The sequence below is a fragment of the Neobacillus sp. NPDC093182 genome (assembly GCF_044754045.1).
In genome coordinates this window covers 218,027-235,889 of sequence record NZ_JBIVOI010000008.1, presented here as the reverse complement: position 1 = coordinate 235,889, position 17,863 = coordinate 218,027, and the positions used below count along the sequence as shown (strand labels likewise).

Below are 17,863 nucleotides of genomic sequence, written 5' to 3'. Positions count from 1 at the left end.
AAATGAGGTTGCTACATGAGTGAAAAAAAGTTTGAGGATTATCCGTTAAGCGAGGAAATAAGAAGGGCGCTTACGGTACTAAAATACGATAATCCTACAGAAGTACAAAGAGAAGTCATACCAAAGGCATTAGAAAATCAAGATTTGGTTGTAAAATCACAAACAGGCAGCGGCAAGACTGCTTCCTTTGCGATTCCGATTTGCGAGATGATGGACTGGGAGGAGAAAAAACCCCAGACATTAATCCTGACACCGACTCGGGAGCTGGCTGTCCAGGTTCGTGAAGATGTAACAAATATTGGCCGGTTTAAACGGATTAAAGCGATGGCGGTTTATGGGAAAGAGCCTTTCTCGAAACAAAAGGAAGAATTGAAACAAAAAACGCATGTAGTCGTGGGTACTCCTGGTCGAACCATCGATCACATTGAAAGAGGAACACTCGAATTAGATAAAATTAAATATTTAATCATCGATGAAGCGGACGAAATGCTAAATATGGGCTTTATTGACGAAGTAGAAGCCATCATCAAAGAACTTCCTGAGAACCGGGTAACCATGGTCTTTTCTGCAACGCTGCCGAAGGATGTTGAAAACCTCTGCCATCGATATATGAAAGATCCGATTCATATTGAGATCGCTGCAACTGGTGTCACAACCAATACGATTGAACATGCAGTCATTGAAGTGAAGGAAGAAGATAAGATTTCACTTTTGAAGGATGTAACAGTAGTTGAAAATCCAGATAGCTGTATGATTTTTTGCCGGACAAAAGAAAATGTAGAGAATGTCTATATGGAATTGGAAAAAGCTAATTATTCCTGTGAAAGACTACATGGCGGGCTGGAACAAGAGGATCGGTTTGCTGTGATGGATGGATTTAAATTAGGGAATTTCCGTTATTTAGTAGCTACGGATGTGGCCGCGAGGGGAATCGATATTGATAATGTGACACTGATTATTAATTACGATGTTCCGATGGAAAAAGAAAGCTACGTACACCGGACAGGCAGAACAGGCAGGGCCGGCAACAAAGGAAAAGCGATAACCTTCGCAACACCATTTGAAGGGAAATTCTTAAAGGCGATTGAAAGATATATTGGCTTCGAAATTCCCGCAATGGACGCTCCGACGCAGGATGAAGTTACGAGTGGGAAAGCGGCATTTGAAGAAAAACTTAGCGGGCGGAGAGTAGTCAGAAATAATAAGACTGCAAGAATTAACAAGGATATTACCAAGCTCCACTTCAGTGGCGGCAAAAAGAAGAAGCTTCGCGCAGTGGACTTTGTTGGGACCATTTCCAATATTCCAGGAGTTTCAGCGGACGATATTGGCATCATCACCATCCAGGACAACTTATCTTATGTTGACATTCTTAACGGCAAAGGCTCATTAGTCCTGCAAGCCATGGAACACACCACTGTCAAAGGAAAAAAATTGAAAGTAAGTAAGGCTTTAAAATAATGAATCAAGACTGGGACGATTTCATCGTCCCTATTTTTATCATAAAAAAGGAGATTTGCTGCCCAATGAAGTATTTTAAATCACAAATGAAGCAATTAGTAAAAGAAAATAAAGAATTACAGGTGCACTTAAAAGAGTTGATTAACGAACATGATCTTGAGAAAAATTTTGCTCTAAAGGCTTTATATCATTCAGAAGTAGCAGACGGCGGGAAATATCAGACAGCATATCAAGCTCTCGACGTGCCAAAAGAGTAAGTTTACTGAAGGAGAGGGGAAGGAAATGAATATAAAGAATATTTTACTGGTCAGTCCGATGTATAGAGAACTTCAGGGATTAATAGAAAAGGAAGCTTCACATAAGATTTTTCGTTTTATGCCGGAGGAAGAGTTATCACAGAAAGATGTAAGCTGGGCAGATGCACTCGTTTCATTTAATTTAAAAGCTGACTATGACTACAACACTGTGAAATGGGTTCACTCGTTGGGCGCAGGCGTTGATCGTTTTTTACATAAGAAAGATTGGAATCAAGGGATCGTATTAACAAGAACGATTTGTTCGTTTGGACAAAGGATTGCAGAGTATTGCTTGAGTTATGTCCTAAAAGATTTACAGCTGCATGACCGCTTTCAAGCGCAGCAGCAGCAAAAAAATTGGGTTCAGTCTACACCGAAATTAATAGGAGAGCAAAAAGTGCTGGTTTATGGAACCGGTGAAATCGGTCAAAGGATTGCGAAAGTATTTTCCGGATTAGGGGTTGACGTGTACGGGGTATCTTTAAGCGGGAAGGAAAAAGCTGGTTATAAAAAGGTTATGACGGTTGATTCCCATTTTTCTGTATTAAATGAAATGAATTATCTGATCAATACATTGCCGTTGACGGAAAGAACAGAGAAATTATTTGATGGTGCCATCTTTAATCAATTCTCTAGTGCAGGATTTATTAATGTGGGGAGAGGTGCTTCAGTTGACGAAGCATCCTTGCTGCAGGCATTGAATGAAAACACAGTTAGATTTGCTGTACTTGATGTATTCGAACAAGAGCCGCTTCCAGATAGCAATCCGTTATGGAATCATCCTAAAGTTCAAATAACTCCACATATCTCCGCCGTTACGACCCCGAGGGAGGGGGCTGCTTGTTTTCTCGAAACCCTTAAGAACATTGACGAAAACAGGCCGCTTACTAATAGAGTTGATACAAAAAAAGGCTATTGATATAGCTGTAGTCCAAAACCCTAAATTAGGGTTTTTTTCTTTTTTAAGTTACCCTATATACTTCACTATGGTAACGCTTTAAAAATAGTAAAGAAATGTTCACATGTGAAGGCGTGAAAATGAGGTAAAATGAACGTATGTCATACTTATGTGAAACAATTCACAATAGATTAGTTTTCAAAAATAACAGAGGTGAATCACCATGGGCGAACTTTCAATAAGTGCGTTACTGATAAGATTTATTTTAGGAGGAGCAGCTGTAGTTGTTTCAACACTAGTTGCTAGGAATTTAGGTGAAAAGGCTGGAGGGATCTTTGCAGCATTTCCAGCTGTGTATTTAGCAGCTTTATTGACAGTTGGTTTGGACTTCAGTGGTGATGAACTTGTAAATCATTCCATATTATTGTCCAAAGGCGCCATAGTCGGCATGGGAATTAATATTATGGTAGCGATTCTTGCAGGTTATCTCTTGCCAAGACAAGGATGGAAACGCGGACTTTTACAAGCTATGGGATTTTGGCTGGTTGTTTCAATGGCTGTTGTGATGATTACAACTTACGCATGAGGGAAGGGTGCTATTTATGTATAAGGATTTACTGATTCGCTTTATTCTCGGCGGGGCAGCCGTAATGGTAAGCTATTTAATAACAGTCATTTCTCCATGGAAAATTCTAGCTGGAATCTTTGCAGCATTTCCAGCCGTGATGATTACAGCGGTGTTAATGGTGGGGATTGCTTCTGGTTCAAAAAATGCAGCGAAGATTGCAAATGGGTCGGTTTTTGGAATGATTGGCGGTGTGGTGTGTGTGGCGACGGTATGGACCGTATTACAAGTCAGCAGCAACTGGACGTTAAGTATTGTACTTGGGCTCCTGTTCTGGCTGGGCAGTTCCATCATTGTTTCAACGTTTAGAGACAATCTTAAAAATAAAAGAAGAAATATCTTTGGAACGAATATTCTAATTAGACATAAATAACGACAAAACAAGACGGCAGTTGGCCGCCTTGTTTCATGTTACATATTGCGTATAAACTATATAATGATTATTCCTCTGTATTTTCTGTACCTTCAGTACCTTCTTCTGTACCTTCAGTACCTTCTTCAGTACCTTCTTCGTTTTGTTCTATTTCTTCTGTTTCTGTGTCATCATTTCCATTATCAGCACAACCAGTGGCAACTCCAAGCAACATAAAAACTGACATTGTAGCAACTAACCAAGTCTTGAAACTTTTCATCTCAAAATTCCTCCTTGAATGCTTGCAATTTGTACTACAGGATTATCATACAAGCTTTTGAAAGGAAATAGATTCAATTTGCCATTTCTTAACATTGATTAACCTCTTCTTTAAATTAACTCAAACAATTTGAAGTAAAATTTACAAAAAATTTAAAATACTTGTATAACATATCCAATCAGAGTGGATTACATAGGTAAATGGTAACAGCCAGGGTGAAGAAAAGATTGACCGTTTTTAATAATTTTGTTACTCTATACTTAACTTTTTTTCTTATCATGAAACTTTTTGGAAGCAAACATTTTGATGAAAATACATTAATATATAGAAAATTAATATAAGTAGAAGGTGGGTAAAATGAACTTACAAGCAGATGTTTGTATCGTTGGCGGCGGACCTGCAGGAACATTACTCGGACATTTATTAGCTAAAAACGGTGTATCAACTATCGTAATAGAACGATCTGCTGGAGTGAATAGGCAATTTAGAGGCGAGCATATTAATGCCGAAACAGAAGCCATCCTAAAAGAGCATAAATTATTTGAGAAAATAGAAGAGCTAGGTATCCTCAAAATGAAAAAAGTAGAATACTATTCTGGTAGAAATATGGTGAAGAGTATTTCTCCAGGCGTCCATGAGGATCACGTTGGTATCCATGTACCACAAGCACATTTATTAAATGCAATCATTCAAGAGACGGAACACAATAATCAATTCCAACTTTTATTTAATACAACGGTTAAAGAATTAATTCAGGATGAACAGGGAATCTATACGGGTGTAAAAGCACTACAAAACGGAGAAGAAATTACGATCTCATGCAAAGTGACAATCGGGGCAGATGGTCGTTATTCAACGGTAAGGAAGCTTGCAAAGATACCGACAATCGAAATGACACACGGATATGATGTCCTGTGGGCAAAAATTCCAGCTCCAGAAGGATGGGAACCGACAACAAGAATGGCACTGGTTAATGGTCATCAGCTTGCGTTGTTTAGCCAAACGGGAGGATTCATTCAAATAGGCTGGAATATACCAGAGGGATCTTTTCCTACATTAAGGAAAGGTTCTATACAGCCTTTCTTAGAACCATTGATTGAAAGTTTTCCAGAGCTAGAAGATGGTGTGAGAGAACATCTTCAATCCTGGAGCGACTTTGTTTGTTTAAAGGTACAAAGCTCCCGCTGTGAAACATGGGTAGAAGACGGATTAATCCTTATAGGGGACGCTGCTCATACCATGACACCAACCGGTGCAATCGGAATAAATTGTGGGATGAAAGACGCACATATCCTAGCACCAATCTTAACCAAAGCGATAATGGAAAATAATATACGTTCTGAACATTTAAAGGTATTTGAAATGAACAGAAGAAACGAAATCAAATCACAACAAATCATGCAAGTAAAACAAGAAACAACCTTTTACGAGAAATTTGTAGGGTGACAGGCACCAAATATACAAAAAACGCAGCTTATGCAGCGTTTTTTGTATATTTGGTGCTCTTTTTATTTGTGTTAGAATTATTAGGATTTAGAAAATGGGTAATTATATGGTTATCGATTATGAAGGGGTTATCAACATGAATTTGAGGTTTCAGGTTACACGTGTGTTTGTTATGAGTTTGTTTTCGCTATTGCTTTTTAGCTTGGTGGCGATATTGATTAGGGCAGATAAATTGGTTGATTTTGATCATGCTGTTATTGCTGCGGTTCAATCGCAGGAAGCGCCTTATATAACATCCATTATGAAGTTTTTTACAGAAATTGGTTCAACTAAAATCGTGGTGATTTTGTGCCTTTTTATTATCTTCTTTCTCTATAAGGTGTTGCATCATCGAATGGAATTGCTATTATTTATTGGGGTTGTTGCAGGTTCACCCATCCTAAATCTTTTGCTGAAAGAAATTTTCCAACGTGCACGTCCAGATTTACATCGGCTGATTGAAATTGGCGGTTATAGTTTTCCAAGTGGTCATGCGATGAATGCTTTTACTGTATATGGGATCCTAACCTTTCTACTGTGGAGGCATATATTTAATCGAGTCGGACGTACCCTGCTGCTTCTCTTTAGCTCCTTTTTCATTATCATGATTGGGGTGAGCAGGATTTATTTAGGGGTCCACTATCCTAGTGATATTATTGGTGGTTATTTGGCCAGTGGTTTTTGGCTTGCTGCATCCATATGGTTCTTTCAGTGGTATTTGGAGCGACGGCCGCAGCTTGCCAGTAGAATGTTAAAAAGATCAGTAAAAACTTCAAAATAAAGGAACAAGAACAATGGAATTTATCACAACTCGACAATGGGATGAAGATTTATGGCAAAAGACCAGAGACATTTATACTGTTGCTTTTGGCGAACATGCCACTAAGCCTGAAAAGATTATCCGAAATATGTTTTTCAGGGGTCTTAGTGCACTTCATGTGTTAATGGAGAACGATGAGGTTCTGGCAATGGCACTTACAGGTTCTATGCCAGGATCGAGTGTACTGCTGTTGGATTATTTGGCGGTACGAAAGAACGTGCGTGGTCATGGTATTGGAAAGGAATTTTTTGATTACATAAAAGAATGGGCTGAATCGGAGCAACAATACAAGAGAATATTAGTTGAAGTAGAATGTGATAACATACCTGAGAATCATGCAAGAATCCATTTCTGGGAAAAATGCGGGTTTCACCTGTTAGATGACTATAAACATTGTTACAAATGGGGTCCTCAACACTATATGGCGATGGTTCTTTACCTTAAGAGCAAGCCTGCAACACCATTAAAAGGAGAAGATTGCCTCAAGTATATGGCATCTTTCCATAAAGAATCCTACAAATTAAGCTAGTCCTCTTACCTTAAACAAAGTAGAATAATGGTAATAAATTCTATTTTAAGGGGAGGATCCAAGATGATTACGTATCCGATTTTTAAAAATAACGCAACAATTGGAGTGACAGCTCCTTCTTCTGGTGTTGAAGAAGAATTGCACGAACTTGTGAAGAGTTCATCTAGTCGATTAACAGAAAGAGGCTTTCATATCATTTGCGGAGAAACGGTCTGGACCCAGGACAAAGCCAAATCTTCACCGGCAGCGAAACGTGCCCACGAGTTAAATGAAATGATGCAGAACGAAGCGATTGATCTCATCATCCCACCGTGGGGCGGGGAGCTGCTTATTGAGATTTTAGAAGAGATTAATTTTGCTAACATGAAGAACAAGTGGGTGCTCGGTTACTCTGATACAAGTGTTTTGCTGCTGGCAATCACGTTAAAGACCGGTATTGCAACAGCAAATGGAACAAACTTAATCGATTTAAGAGGTGAATTCTCCGATGAAACAACTGCCATGTGGCAAAGTGTATTAACAACAAAAACCGGAGCCTCGATTACCCAGCATTCTTCTGAAAAATATCAAAAAGAATGGCAGCATGATAACCCGTCTCCTTGTGTATTCCATTTAACAGAACCAACTTATTGGAAAACCGTTTCGGGTGACAAGGTTAAGGCAGAAGGGCGTTTGCTTGGAGGATGTATTGACGTTATCCGCCATTTAATTGGCACTCCGTATGGTGACGTGCAAAGTTTCAGGAAGAAATATATCAATGATGAACCTATCATGTGGTATCTAGAGAATTGTGAGTTAAAAACAACGGATTTACGAAGAACGTTAGTTCAAATGAAATTAGCAGGCTGGTTTGAGAATACATCCTGTATCCTATTTGGCCGCAGTCCTGCCAATGAACCAGTGGAGAACTATACGATTGAGGATGTTTACCAAGGCTTGTCCAATGAACTCCAAATCCCGATTATTTATGATGTGGATTGTGGTCATGTACCGCCACAAATCACATTTGTAAATGGAGCGTATGGTGTAATAGAAGTAGAGGATGGTAAAGGGTCAGTTGTGCAACATTTTAAAGCATAGATTATTTGTGAGTTCTTGACTTTGAAAGATGGAGGTCATCGATTTTATTCTGATGACCTCTTTTTTGCTTCCAGGGACTAGTCTTAATCTAAGTTCTTTGTCATTAGAGTGGACACTTCTGTAAATCCAAGCTTTTCATATAGGTGTTTCGCATGGTTACCGGCATAAACGTTTAATTGGACCTTCTTATGACCCTCAGCACGTAACTGTATGAAAGCAGCCTTACATAATTTTTCCGCTGCACCCTGTTTGCGATAGGCTGGGAGTACATACATTTCATTGATAAAACCGACCATTTCATCCGTATTTTGGTCGATGATTCGCCCTAAACCAACCCATCCTTGAATGACATTATTTTTGACCCGGACAAGGTAATACCCGCCGCCATTCAAAAATGGAGTCATCATTTCAATTGCTTTTTCGCGACTTGGTTTAACGTACCCCATAGTGGCTTCCTTTAATACCTCTAAATGATAATTTAATATACTTTGAGTCTCCTCGTAAGTTGCTTTTCTAATCGTCATGTACCATTGCATCTCCTTTGAAAAACTAAACCATTTATCTAGTCAAATACCTGCTCTATAGTATGAAAATAGGTAAATATTGTTGCTGTTTAGCATGGGTCAGACTCGAACTTCTAGTAAAGGTTGCAGTTATTAAATCATTTAATATGTAAACCTAAGTATAATATAAGTTGACATAAATTATCGAACCAATTATTCTTAATTTATAGAATATATTAGGGGGATGTTTATGAAACTTAGAACAACTGAGCTAACAGCAGCGGCCATGTTTGTGGCACTAATGGCTGTTGGGGCTAATATTACTTCCATTGCTCCATTTATGGTCGTCGGGGGTGTACCCATCACGCTGCAGACATTTTTTGCTATTTTAGCAGGCGTCGTTCTTGGCAGCCGATTGGGTGCTATTGCCATGATGGTTTACGCATTCGTCGGTTTAGTGGGAGTACCTGTATTTGCTCAATTTGGCGGAGGATTTGGCACTTTTTTGAAGCCTACATTTGGTTTTATTGTTTCCTATGTGTTTACAGCATTCGTTACTGGTTACATAATTGAAAAAATGAAAAATACAGTTGGGGTATTTGCCTTCGCAGCACTTGTAGGCATGGCAATTAATTACGTTTTCGGTACGAACTGGATGTATGCCGCTTATAAAGTTTGGGCTTCTGCACCGGATGGTTTTACTTATAAAATGGCTTGGTTATGGATGGTCGTTCCTCTTCCAAAGGATATTATTCTTGCCGTTTTAGCAGGTGTAATGGGACATCGTTTAAAACGAACCTTATCAAAAAGTCAATTCAGAAATGTTAAAAAAGCGAGTTAAGGGTAGTGGAGGGATTGGATGAGTAAGTGGAAGGAATTAGCGTTAGAGGTGCTAAATGGCCATGATATTTCAAAAGAGGAAGCATTGGATATTCTAAATTCCAGCGATACGGAATTACTAGAACTGCTGCATGGAGCTTACGTAATTCGCCATCATTATTATGGAAATAAGGTTAAGCTTAATATGTTAATTAATACAAAATCAGGTCTTTGTCCTGAGAATTGTGGCTATTGTTCGCAATCTAGTATTTCTAATGCACCGATTGAAAAATATCGAATGGTAGATAAAGATACCATCCTTAAAGGAGCTGAACAAGCGTACCAGCTTCACGCTGGTACGTATTGCATAGTTGCGAGCGGACGTGGTCCAAGTAAACATGAAGTGGACCAAGTGGTTTCAGCAGTAAAGGAAATAAAGGATAAATATCAATTGAAGATTTGTGCCTGCCTTGGAATTTTAAAACCGGAACAAGCGGCCATGCTGAAAGAAGCGGGTGTCGACCGCTACAATCACAACCTTAACACCTCAGAAAACCACCACGACTCCATCACGACATCACACACGTATCAGGATCGAGTAAATACGGTTGAGTTAATAAAAGAAGCTGGAATTTCTCCATGTTCAGGGGTAATCGTCGGTATGAAGGAAACAAAGGAAGACGTAGTGAACGTGGCAATGAGTCTAAGAGTATTAGACGCGGATTCCATTCCGGTTAATTTTCTACACGCGATAGATGGTACTCCGCTTGAAGGTACTAAAGAGTTGAATCCTAGGTACTGCTTAAAGGTTTTAGCTCTTATGCGGTATGTGAATCCAACGAAAGAAATCAGAATTTCAGGCGGGCGGGAGGTTAATCTAGGAAGCTTGCAGCCGCTTGGATTATACGCAGCGAATTCCATTTTTGTAGGAGATTACTTAACCACTTCAGGACAAGAAACGACGGCAGATCACCAAATGCTGAAAGATTTAGGATTTGAAGTCGATTTTGTAAAAGAAACAGTCCAATAAATAGGATAAAAGAATATTTGGGCATCATCTAGTAGATGATGCCCTTTTTTGCATGTTTTAGTATAAAATACCATTAAAAGGGTAGAAACATCTTTGATGAATTAAGACAGTAGTCTTGGAGGGAGAACACCAATGTCAGAGATAAATATTTTAGGAGAAGCTTATAAAAAGGCAAAACATAAGGTGCCTGGTCATGGTCCGAGGAATGTTCAGGTGCTGAAAGATGCATTGATCGATATTGATGGAGAGATGGAAAGCGAGATGTACGGAAAGGGTAATGTCATCGACGACTTCCAAGAGAAAATGGCAAAGTACCTTGGTAAGGAGTCTGCTGTATTTTTTCCAAGCGGGACAATGGCACAGCAAATTGCCTTACGGATTTGGTGTGACCAGAAAGGAATCAAAAAAGTAGCTTACCATCCCTTAAGTCATTTGGAAATTCACGAAGAAGATGGATTGAAGGAACTGCACCATATTGAGACGATTTTATTAGCCGATAAAGACAGCGTCATTCAGCTGGAAGATGTGGCTGGCATAACTGAGGATATCGCTTGTTTATTGCTCGAGCTGCCGCAAAGGGAGATTGGCGGCCAGCTTCCTGAATATAAAACATTGGAAGATATTTCGGCTTACTGCAAGGAAAAGGGAATCAAATTACATTTAGACGGGGCAAGACTATTTGAAATTTTACCTTATTATCAAAAATCAGCTGAAGAAGTCTGTTCACTTTTTGATAGTGTATATGTTTCTTTTTACAAAGGAATTGGCGGGATCGCAGGGGCTATCCTTGCGGGGGATAAAGCCTTTACGGAAGAATCAAAAGTGTGGAAAAGGCGCCATGGCGGCGATTTAATCAGCTTTTATCCGTACATCGTTAGTGCTGATTATTATTTTGATCACCGTGTGGGAAAGATGAATCAGTACTATCAAGAAACAAAAGAATTTGCCCAAGGCTTTAACCAATGTTACGGAGTTTCAACCAAGCCATTGGAACCAGTCTCCAATATGTTTCATGTCCATTTTGAAGCACCAAAAGAGGAGATGGAAGAGATTCTAGCATCCATCTACGAAGAAACAGGCATCGGCTTAACAAGTTATGTTCGGGAAGTTACGAAGACAACTAGTTACTACGAAGTTAGTATAGGTGACTTGTATGCTCAGCTGCCTAAGGAGGATGTAAAAAAGGTTTTTCAAATGTTGGATGAAAAAATGAGAAGTATAAAAACTCTATAAAGTTTATAGAAAACATCCCCATTTTAAAAATGGGGATGTTTCATTAGATAATATAAGGTCCAAAGAAAATCGTTAATAGTAAAATGTGAAGTCCGACAAAATAGCTGATTCTTGCCGTCCCAGCCCAATCATTTACCTTTTTAGTATGAATCGTTAACCAAAAAGCGATGAGGGCAAAAACAATCATGTAAACATATGAGCTGCCGGTAAAGGTTAAGTAACCCGGTGCGTTTAAATAAATGTTGTCCACGAAAAATCGATCTTTCCAAATAAGTGCCGCTATCGCGTAAAGTCCAATTCCTGTGTAAAAAAACCAAACTGGATCGCGATCAGCGATTCTATTTCTAAAGATATACATAAAAACAACGAAAAGAATCGGCCAGATAAACCATATCACAGCAAAGGCAATTCCGAAAAAGGATGAGGTAATCATCCCAAACGTTTTACCTAGTGCCTGCAGCCAATCGTCTTGAGTATACTTAATTAATGGATCGACCGTTTTTAAATCAGCAGATGATAGTTTAATTTTATGGCCATCACCATCTAAATCCACCCATGCAATGGTTTCTTCATTGATCCATTGCGGGTTCGTGGATATTTCAGCTGTATTGCTGCGCCGCTCCGTTTTAGTGGCGCCGCTTTCACTTATTTCTGCAGAATAGATATTAAAGGTTGTACTGTCATTGAATTGGGTTTGAGTTCGCCCATCTGCATGAAAAAGAATCGTTGGTTTATCATTGCGAAACGTAAGAACAACATCAGAAACTTCCTTCAAGCTGTTAGTACCCGCTGGATCGTCAAAGGTTAACTGTGTTAGAGTTTGCGCCTTAGGATTTGTTACACTTGTAAGTAAAAAATAGTTAAAAAACTCAGGATTCCCGCCTTGAGTGGATTGAAGCTCTTCCTGAAGTAACAGTGCTAATTTTTGACCATCCAATGCAAATGAGATATCATTGACAACTTTTCCTGGGTCGACATTTATTCTAGACTGATACACGGTCTTCATTTTTCCATTTGCATGTTGCTGCAGTGTAATATCGACGCCAGTTGGATCGGATGTATAGGTTAATAGATTTACTCCATCTTCGTTCTCTTGAGGAATGATATCCAGCTTATCCAAATCAATATCCATCATTTTTTCAGATATCTTCGTTTCTGGTGATAGTTGATAAAGCACATGATCTTTGATATAAAGAGTGGTAGTTTCCAAAGGATAGAACTTCTCAACATCGGAGACGATCATTTTCTTATCTTGATCATAAATATTTTTAAAATCAAAATAGATAATTGTGTCATCCTGCTGATAAACTTGTGTCCATTTATTTACCGGTATGTTGTACGTTTGCTCATCCTTTACAGTGAAATCCTTGCCCAAAGTGGTAGTGGCTAATTTTTCACCTTCAAATCGTGTGAAAACAAAATCTCCATTTTCCGTGACTTTGGCAGGTGGCAGTTGATTCAAATCTGTTTTCCCCACAGTCAGGGCCCTGCTCCAATCATCTGCAGGGTGTTCAGTCACATCGGAAAAGTTTTCATAGAATAATAGAAGTATTCCTAAAACCAGAATAACCCCAGGTACAATCCAATAAAGCTTAGCTGCGAATTTTTTGTTCATTTTAGACCCCCAAGATCCTCTTTCTAATTCTCTATTTATTTTGACAAAAATAATAGTAACATAATTCTGACAGAATAGGCTATTGCAAATACACCGTCTTTGTAAAAAATTGTTAGTTAGAACTTGGCTTGGTATTGGATAAAACTCATACCATTTTCATGGTAAGATAACTAGGAGAAAAATGTTTTTTAGGAGATTCATATGACAGAAAAGAAAAAGCTGCAAGAGGTAGATTTATATAAACCGATACAAAGGTATTTTTCATTAGAAGGCTATGAAGTGTATGGTGAAGTGAAGGACTGTGATATCGTCGCAGTGAGAGAGGATGAGCTGGTTATTGTTGAATTAAAACTCACCTTAAGTGTGGATCTTCTTGTTCAGGCAGCCAAACGGCAAAAGTTAACGGATCAAGTATACATTGCCATTCCTAGACCAAAAGGCAGGTTGAATTCTAAGCAATGGGCAGATAAATGCAATCTAGTTAAAAGGCTGGAGCTTGGCTTAATTGTCGTTTCCTTTCCAGGGAACCGCTCGAAAGCAGATATCCTGATCCATCCAACTCCTTTCAATCGTAAAATAGCAGCCGGTAGAAACAAGATGAAGAGAGAAGCCATTTTGAAAGAAATTAGCGGACGCAGTGCCGATTTCAATGTGGGCGGAAGCAGCCGGACGAAAATCATGACCGCCTACAAGGAAAATTGCATTCAAATTGCTTGTATCCTAGATAGTATGGGACCATTATCTCCAAAGGCGTTAAAGGTTTTGGGTGCGGGTGATAAAATCCCCTCTATCTTAACAAATAACTATTATGGATGGTTTGAACGGATTAAGAGAGGTACCTACGCTATTACTGAAAAGGGCAGGCTTGAGGTGCAGGAGTATCAGGAGTTAGTTAAATATTATCTCGAAAAATTAGGGGAGGGGGGAGAATCACATTGAAGAGTGCAGCAATTAGGCATTAACGAGAGGTGGTCAAACCCCGCATGTATTAGAAATAACCTTCTCCTTGCATACCCATTTTGCACAGCAGGGGACGATGTTAAATAAGGTATTTGAAACGGTGTAGAAAAAAACTTTTGAGATTGATTTGCTTTAATTGGATATCTCTGTTATAGTAAGGAAGAATTATTTTTGTTTGTCAGTTGGATTAAAAAGTTTTCAAACTTTACGTCTAAAGAACTGAGCAAGGATAGTAACACAATGTGTGCACAGCACACGAGGAGGAAACAACAAATGGAACAAGGTAAAGTAAAATGGTTTAATGCAGAAAAAGGTTTCGGATTCATCGAAAGAGAAGCAGGAGACGATGTATTCGTACACTTCTCAGCTATCCAAAGCGAAGGTTTCAAAACTTTAGACGAAGGTCAAGCAGTTACTTTTGAAGTAGAACAAGGTCAACGTGGACCCCAAGCTACTAACGTTCGTAAAGCATAATAAGAACCGACATATATAAAAGACTCTCTTTTTGAGAGTCTTTTTTCGTTGTATAGGGGGGATTACGGCCTTGGATGAGGAAAAGCAGTGTCGGTGGCTGCGATTAAAGAAGCTATTCGTGCCCGTGAACAAGAAAAAGTGGGGTTGGTGGTAACGATTAAATATCAATCATGCCAAAATCTCTAATACAATCAGGAAAATACATATTTTTAAACAAAAAAACCCTGCTCAGGTATTGAGCAGGGCGGGTAATCGAAAAACGTAAAACGTAAAGCAAATGGTAGACACAGTATAGCACACATTTAACGCAATCCCTAATTATTTTTGAAAATAATCAAAAAACTACTTGTTTAACGGATTCCAGCGGCTTTTTCAACCTGCGCTTGGTGTTTTGCATCTGCTTTTCCATCGACATGGCGAGTGCTGTTTCCAAAATAAACATCAAAATGTCCTGTAATGCCATTGTCAGCAATATATATTTCCGTTCATGAGGCATAAAACTCATGCTGGCTGCTATTTTTCTTCCATCGATGTCAAGGATCACAGCTCTAGGAGTCCAAGAAAATCCTCCCCAAATACTTTTGGCCATATTGGAATCATTTGTAGTTACTGTCTCACTGTCAGCGTGGTTCGCGCCAATGGTCCGTTTTATATAAAAACTTCTCCCCGTTTCAAAGTCCGTCACTTTTGCTGTCTTTCCTATGGTAAAAATATATTGAGCCTCCGTCCACCAATCCATATCTTCTCCATGTCTTTCACTGACAACCTCTTTTACGCCAATATTATGAACAGGTATTTTCAATACTTGACCCACTGAAAGCATACTGCTAGTCGTTAAGTTATTAGCTTTTAATAATTCTGCCTGAGGAACTCCATAACGTACGCTTAAGTCCCAAATGTTCTCACCAGATGCGATGGTGTGCGTGGTATACGTAATGGTATTCGTTCCCGCATGAGTGGGTGCATTCAACCCATCAGGTATGGTTAGAGCTTGACCCACTTGTAAAAAATCGCTACTTAACTGGTTCACCGCTCGAATACTGTCAACGCTAACACCAAACCGTTTCGCGATTACGGAAAGACTATCCCCAGATTTTACTGCATATGTAAAGGTTTTTCTCTCTTCTTTGACAAGCGGTGCAGGCGCAGGCGGTTGAGGAGGTGAGTCCACAGCAGCCGGAATGGTTAACGTTTGACCGATTGAAAGGATATCACTGGTTAAGTGATTCGCACTTCTCACAGCAGAGACGGTTGGCCCGAAGCGATTAGAAATGCTATATAACGTATCACCCGCCACTACAGTATATTGTGCAGGTATAGGAGCAGCCGGCTGAGAGGGTGAGGCCATAGCAGCAGGAATGGTTAAACTTTGTCCGATGGAGAGAATGTCACTAGTTAAGTTATTTGCACTTCTTAAGGAAGCAACAGTCGTCCCGAATCGGTTAGAAATACTATATAAAGTATCCCCCGCCGCCACAGTGTAAAATTTAGCTCCCACTGACGGGATGGTTAATACTTGCCCAATCTGAAGAAAGTCAGATGTTAAATGATTGGCGCTTCTCAAAGCTTCCGGTGTGGTTCCATACCTTTTCGAAATACCATAGACAGTATCCCCCGCAGCCACAGTGTAAGTAGTGATCGAATTTCCATCTGTTTGGGCTGCATTAGCCGGGGTATTTGCTGCTTGTACAGCGTTGCTATCAGTTGTACTTAACGAGATGGATGTAACCGCCATACCCCCAAGGATGACCTTAATCATCGTTACCTTTAAACCAGGGTACCGTTCTTTTAGTATTTGCTTAGCTGTTGCTTGCAGATTTTTATTCGAAGAGGGTTCCGTGCCTAGTTCGGCAGCAAATTCTGATAAATGGTCATCCAGGTAGATAAATAACGTATATTCGTCACTTAGTGGATTCAATTTTCTAATTTCATGTCTTTGAACATTCAACTTGTCGATGAGTCTCCTTTTGAAAAAACAAATATAAACGTTAGTATTCTTCAAGAAAACCATAATATTAGGTTGTTTTTACAATAGGGATGATAGTCCAAAGGATTATTTAAGGAAAAATAGCATATTTAAAAGGTTTAGAGGACTTTTTGTTGAAATAAGTATAGTAAGTTTTTCCATTGGTGAGGTGGGATAAAAATTGAATGATATCCAATATGCTTTTATAAATGAATTTGGCCAGTATGGATTCGATTTTGATCAACCTGAGACTTCAACCCACTTTATAATCGTTTCTATTTTAGTAAAAGGTTCTGATAAACATATTCTCGAGCAGGAAGTAGAAAGAATTCAGCGAAAACACCTTTCAAAAAGGGAAATAGAGGATAGTCTTCGAATGGAAATCTTACAGGATTTAAAGGACCTCCCTTTTAAGGTGTACGCATATGTCATTGATAAGCGGAAAATTCGCGAAGACAGCGGCGTTACCTATGAAAAGACGTTTATTAAATTTTTTAACAAGAAAATCTTTGATGATTTATATCGTACCTTTGACACCCTTGACCTTGTCGCGGATGAACAGGGAGCAAAGGAGTTTACACAGGAATTTATTGCTTACGTAAAACAAAAGTGCATTCCAGACTTATTTAATTATTCAACCTTTGGCTTTAACAGCAGCGAATCCGATATTCTCTTGGAATTAGCAGAGTTTATCGCTGAGACAATTGCAAAAGGGTATGACGCAAAACATAACTCTAGTCAGTATCCTTCGTTTTATAGACTATTGAAAAACAAAATCATCACGATTAATCTTTGGCCGCATGATTACAAGCACTACCTATACGACTACCATTTTGAAAAAACGGACTCAGAAACCGATCAGATTATTATAAAACAAGCTGTTAACTTAGCTTATCAATACATTGAAAAACATCGAAAAAGTGAAGAAGAGGACGAAAAAGTTCGGATTGATTTATTGAAGTTTCTATTATTCAATTTAAAAGAAAATCCTGATGAATATGTGTATACCGAAGAAATCCTTGATAATCTTAATGCCATAAGAATCAATAAAATCAAGCAGCATTATTTTCGGTCAAATATTGTCTCGAAGCTGCGCGACCAGGGGTTATTAATTGCCTCCAGCAATAAAGGCTATAAGCTGCCCGTTTGTTTGAATGATTTGTACGACTTTGTGAATCTATCAAGTTTAACGATCCATCCGATGATTCAACGAGTGGCAAAGTGCAGGGACCAAATCCTCCTGGCAACCAACCGAGAAATAGACATCCTCGAAAAAGCAGAATATGACTATTTAAAAAGGGTCATTGAAATGGAAAAAATAGCGTTATTGAACAATGAGTAAAAGGGGAAATTTCAATGTTTTAGGATGCTAGCAAAGGTATGGAAAAATAATAGTTAATCAAACTCGTTCACTTGAGCGAGTTTTAATTCTTCCTA

General features: G+C 39.0%; 19 protein-coding genes. 15 read left to right on the top strand and 4 right to left on the bottom strand.

Annotation, left to right across the window (positions count from 1 at the left end; genetic code table 11):
- The first annotated feature begins 15 nt into the window (after window positions 1-15).
- The 5 genes from ACIQAA_RS16480 (at window position 16) to ACIQAA_RS16460 (ending at window position 3,653) form a co-directional block, all read left to right on the top strand.
- Window positions 16-1,461 (top strand): DEAD/DEAH box helicase, encoded by a 1,446-nt coding sequence (locus ACIQAA_RS16480; protein ID WP_402621515.1) that lies wholly within the window; start codon window positions 16-18, stop codon window positions 1,459-1,461.
- Window positions 1,462-1,526: 65 nt separating this feature from the next.
- The gene (locus ACIQAA_RS16475; RefSeq protein ID WP_402621514.1) at window positions 1,527-1,718 is read left to right on the top strand and encodes a hypothetical protein; all 192 of its coding nucleotides are present in this window, start codon (window positions 1,527-1,529) and stop codon (window positions 1,716-1,718) included.
- 25 nt (window positions 1,719-1,743) lie between these two features.
- Window positions 1,744-2,676 (top strand): D-2-hydroxyacid dehydrogenase, encoded by a 933-nt coding sequence (locus ACIQAA_RS16470; RefSeq protein ID WP_402621513.1) that lies wholly within the window; start codon window positions 1,744-1,746, stop codon window positions 2,674-2,676.
- A gap of 202 nt (window positions 2,677-2,878) precedes the next feature.
- Entirely contained in the window at window positions 2,879-3,241 is a 363-nt protein-coding gene (locus ACIQAA_RS16465) for a DUF3147 family protein (RefSeq protein ID WP_402621511.1), read from the top strand.
- Window positions 3,242-3,257: 16 nt separating this feature from the next.
- Window positions 3,258-3,653, top strand: a complete 396-nt coding sequence (locus ACIQAA_RS16460) for a DUF3147 family protein (protein ID WP_402621510.1) — start codon at window positions 3,258-3,260, stop codon at window positions 3,651-3,653.
- A gap of 67 nt (window positions 3,654-3,720) precedes the next feature.
- Here the strand turns inward: ACIQAA_RS16460 and ACIQAA_RS16455 are convergent, their stop codons facing one another.
- Window positions 3,721-3,912, bottom strand: coding sequence for a hypothetical protein (locus tag ACIQAA_RS16455; protein ID WP_402621508.1), 192 nt, complete (start codon window positions 3,910-3,912; stop codon window positions 3,721-3,723).
- A gap of 357 nt (window positions 3,913-4,269) precedes the next feature.
- On the opposite strand from ACIQAA_RS16455, the gene ACIQAA_RS16450 reads away from it, so the two are divergent.
- The 4 genes from ACIQAA_RS16450 to ACIQAA_RS16435 all read left to right on the top strand — a co-directional run bounded on the left by ACIQAA_RS16450 (window position 4,270) and on the right by ACIQAA_RS16435 (window position 7,826).
- Window positions 4,270-5,358 carry an FAD-dependent monooxygenase gene (locus ACIQAA_RS16450; protein ID WP_402621506.1) on the top strand — a complete coding sequence of 363 codons (1,089 nt, stop codon included), beginning with the start codon at window positions 4,270-4,272 and terminating at the stop codon, window positions 5,356-5,358.
- 136 nt (window positions 5,359-5,494) lie between these two features.
- Window positions 5,495-6,178: a phosphatase PAP2 family protein gene (locus ACIQAA_RS16445; protein ID WP_402621505.1), complete on the top strand. Its 684-nt coding sequence runs from the start codon at window positions 5,495-5,497 to the stop codon at window positions 6,176-6,178.
- A 13-nt stretch (window positions 6,179-6,191) separates the two neighbouring features.
- Window positions 6,192-6,746, top strand: coding sequence for a GNAT family N-acetyltransferase (locus ACIQAA_RS16440; protein WP_402621503.1), 555 nt, complete (start codon window positions 6,192-6,194; stop codon window positions 6,744-6,746).
- A 63-nt stretch (window positions 6,747-6,809) separates the two neighbouring features.
- Window positions 6,810-7,826, top strand: coding sequence for a S66 family peptidase (locus ACIQAA_RS16435; RefSeq protein ID WP_402621501.1), 1,017 nt, complete (start codon window positions 6,810-6,812; stop codon window positions 7,824-7,826).
- Window positions 7,827-7,909: 83 nt separating this feature from the next.
- Here the strand turns inward: ACIQAA_RS16435 and ACIQAA_RS16430 are convergent, their stop codons facing one another.
- Complete coding sequence (locus ACIQAA_RS16430) at window positions 7,910-8,350, bottom strand: GNAT family N-acetyltransferase (RefSeq protein ID WP_402621500.1); 441 nt, start codon at window positions 8,348-8,350, stop codon at window positions 7,910-7,912.
- A 223-nt stretch (window positions 8,351-8,573) separates the two neighbouring features.
- Here ACIQAA_RS16430 and ACIQAA_RS16425 point away from each other — a divergent pair, with 223 nt between their 5' ends.
- The 3 genes from ACIQAA_RS16425 (at window position 8,574) to ACIQAA_RS16415 (ending at window position 11,411) form a co-directional block, all read left to right on the top strand.
- A complete protein-coding gene (locus ACIQAA_RS16425; RefSeq protein ID WP_402621498.1) occupies window positions 8,574-9,170 on the top strand; it encodes a biotin transporter BioY in 597 nt (198 codons plus the stop codon).
- An 18-nt stretch (window positions 9,171-9,188) separates the two neighbouring features.
- Window positions 9,189-10,178, top strand: coding sequence for a biotin synthase BioB (bioB, locus tag ACIQAA_RS16420; RefSeq protein ID WP_402621497.1), 990 nt, complete (start codon window positions 9,189-9,191; stop codon window positions 10,176-10,178).
- A gap of 132 nt (window positions 10,179-10,310) precedes the next feature.
- A complete protein-coding gene (locus ACIQAA_RS16415; RefSeq protein WP_402621496.1) occupies window positions 10,311-11,411 on the top strand; it encodes a threonine aldolase family protein in 1,101 nt (366 codons plus the stop codon).
- A 43-nt stretch (window positions 11,412-11,454) separates the two neighbouring features.
- Here the strand turns inward: ACIQAA_RS16415 and ACIQAA_RS16410 are convergent, their stop codons facing one another.
- On the bottom strand, window positions 11,455-13,026 hold the full coding sequence (locus ACIQAA_RS16410) for a hypothetical protein (RefSeq protein ID WP_402621494.1): 1,572 nt from the start codon (window positions 13,024-13,026) through the stop codon (window positions 11,455-11,457).
- A 201-nt stretch (window positions 13,027-13,227) separates the two neighbouring features.
- On the opposite strand from ACIQAA_RS16410, the gene ACIQAA_RS16405 reads away from it, so the two are divergent.
- Together ACIQAA_RS16405 and ACIQAA_RS16400 are read left to right on the top strand one after the other, a co-directional pair.
- Entirely contained in the window at window positions 13,228-13,965 is a 738-nt protein-coding gene (locus tag ACIQAA_RS16405; protein WP_402621493.1) for a DUF2161 domain-containing phosphodiesterase, read from the top strand.
- 294 nt (window positions 13,966-14,259) lie between these two features.
- The gene (locus ACIQAA_RS16400; protein WP_026568674.1) at window positions 14,260-14,460 is read left to right on the top strand and encodes a cold-shock protein; all 201 of its coding nucleotides are present in this window, start codon (window positions 14,260-14,262) and stop codon (window positions 14,458-14,460) included.
- A gap of 334 nt (window positions 14,461-14,794) precedes the next feature.
- Here ACIQAA_RS16400 and ACIQAA_RS16395 read toward each other — a convergent pair whose 3' ends face one another.
- Window positions 14,795-16,408 (bottom strand): LysM peptidoglycan-binding domain-containing protein, encoded by a 1,614-nt coding sequence (locus ACIQAA_RS16395; protein WP_402621491.1) that lies wholly within the window; start codon window positions 16,406-16,408, stop codon window positions 14,795-14,797.
- Between the two features lie 199 nt (window positions 16,409-16,607).
- On the opposite strand from ACIQAA_RS16395, the gene ACIQAA_RS16390 reads away from it, so the two are divergent.
- Window positions 16,608-17,768, top strand: coding sequence for a hypothetical protein (locus ACIQAA_RS16390; protein ID WP_402621489.1), 1,161 nt, complete (start codon window positions 16,608-16,610; stop codon window positions 17,766-17,768).
- The last annotated feature ends 95 nt before the right edge of the window (window positions 17,769-17,863 follow it).

Excerpts from the sequence above, each read along its gene's own strand:
- ACIQAA_RS16465 (WP_402621511.1), top strand. The coding sequence starts at position 2,879 with ATGGGCGAACTTTCAATAAGTGCGTTACTGATAAGATTTATTTTAGGA.
- ACIQAA_RS16475 (WP_402621514.1), top strand. The coding sequence starts at position 1,527 with ATGAAGTATTTTAAATCACAAATGAAGCAATTAGTAAAAGAAAATAAA.
- ACIQAA_RS16410 (WP_402621494.1), bottom strand. The coding sequence starts at position 13,026 with ATGAACAAAAAATTCGCAGCTAAGCTTTATTGGATTGTACCTGGGGTT.
- ACIQAA_RS16405 (WP_402621493.1), top strand. The coding sequence starts at position 13,228 with ATGACAGAAAAGAAAAAGCTGCAAGAGGTAGATTTATATAAACCGATA.
- ACIQAA_RS16480 (WP_402621515.1), top strand. The coding sequence starts at position 16 with ATGAGTGAAAAAAAGTTTGAGGATTATCCGTTAAGCGAGGAAATAAGA.
- ACIQAA_RS16400 (WP_026568674.1), top strand. The coding sequence starts at position 14,260 with ATGGAACAAGGTAAAGTAAAATGGTTTAATGCAGAAAAAGGTTTCGGA.
- ACIQAA_RS16415 (WP_402621496.1), top strand. The coding sequence starts at position 10,311 with ATGTCAGAGATAAATATTTTAGGAGAAGCTTATAAAAAGGCAAAACAT.
- bioB (WP_402621497.1), top strand. The coding sequence starts at position 9,189 with ATGAGTAAGTGGAAGGAATTAGCGTTAGAGGTGCTAAATGGCCATGAT.
- ACIQAA_RS16470 (WP_402621513.1), top strand. The coding sequence starts at position 1,744 with ATGAATATAAAGAATATTTTACTGGTCAGTCCGATGTATAGAGAACTT.
- ACIQAA_RS16445 (WP_402621505.1), top strand. The coding sequence starts at position 5,495 with ATGAATTTGAGGTTTCAGGTTACACGTGTGTTTGTTATGAGTTTGTTT.
- ACIQAA_RS16430 (WP_402621500.1), bottom strand. The coding sequence starts at position 8,350 with ATGACGATTAGAAAAGCAACTTACGAGGAGACTCAAAGTATATTAAAT.
- ACIQAA_RS16455 (WP_402621508.1), bottom strand. The coding sequence starts at position 3,912 with ATGAAAAGTTTCAAGACTTGGTTAGTTGCTACAATGTCAGTTTTTATG.
- ACIQAA_RS16450 (WP_402621506.1), top strand. The coding sequence starts at position 4,270 with ATGAACTTACAAGCAGATGTTTGTATCGTTGGCGGCGGACCTGCAGGA.
- ACIQAA_RS16460 (WP_402621510.1), top strand. The coding sequence starts at position 3,258 with ATGTATAAGGATTTACTGATTCGCTTTATTCTCGGCGGGGCAGCCGTA.
- ACIQAA_RS16435 (WP_402621501.1), top strand. The coding sequence starts at position 6,810 with ATGATTACGTATCCGATTTTTAAAAATAACGCAACAATTGGAGTGACA.
- ACIQAA_RS16440 (WP_402621503.1), top strand. The coding sequence starts at position 6,192 with ATGGAATTTATCACAACTCGACAATGGGATGAAGATTTATGGCAAAAG.
- ACIQAA_RS16425 (WP_402621498.1), top strand. The coding sequence starts at position 8,574 with ATGTTTATGAAACTTAGAACAACTGAGCTAACAGCAGCGGCCATGTTT.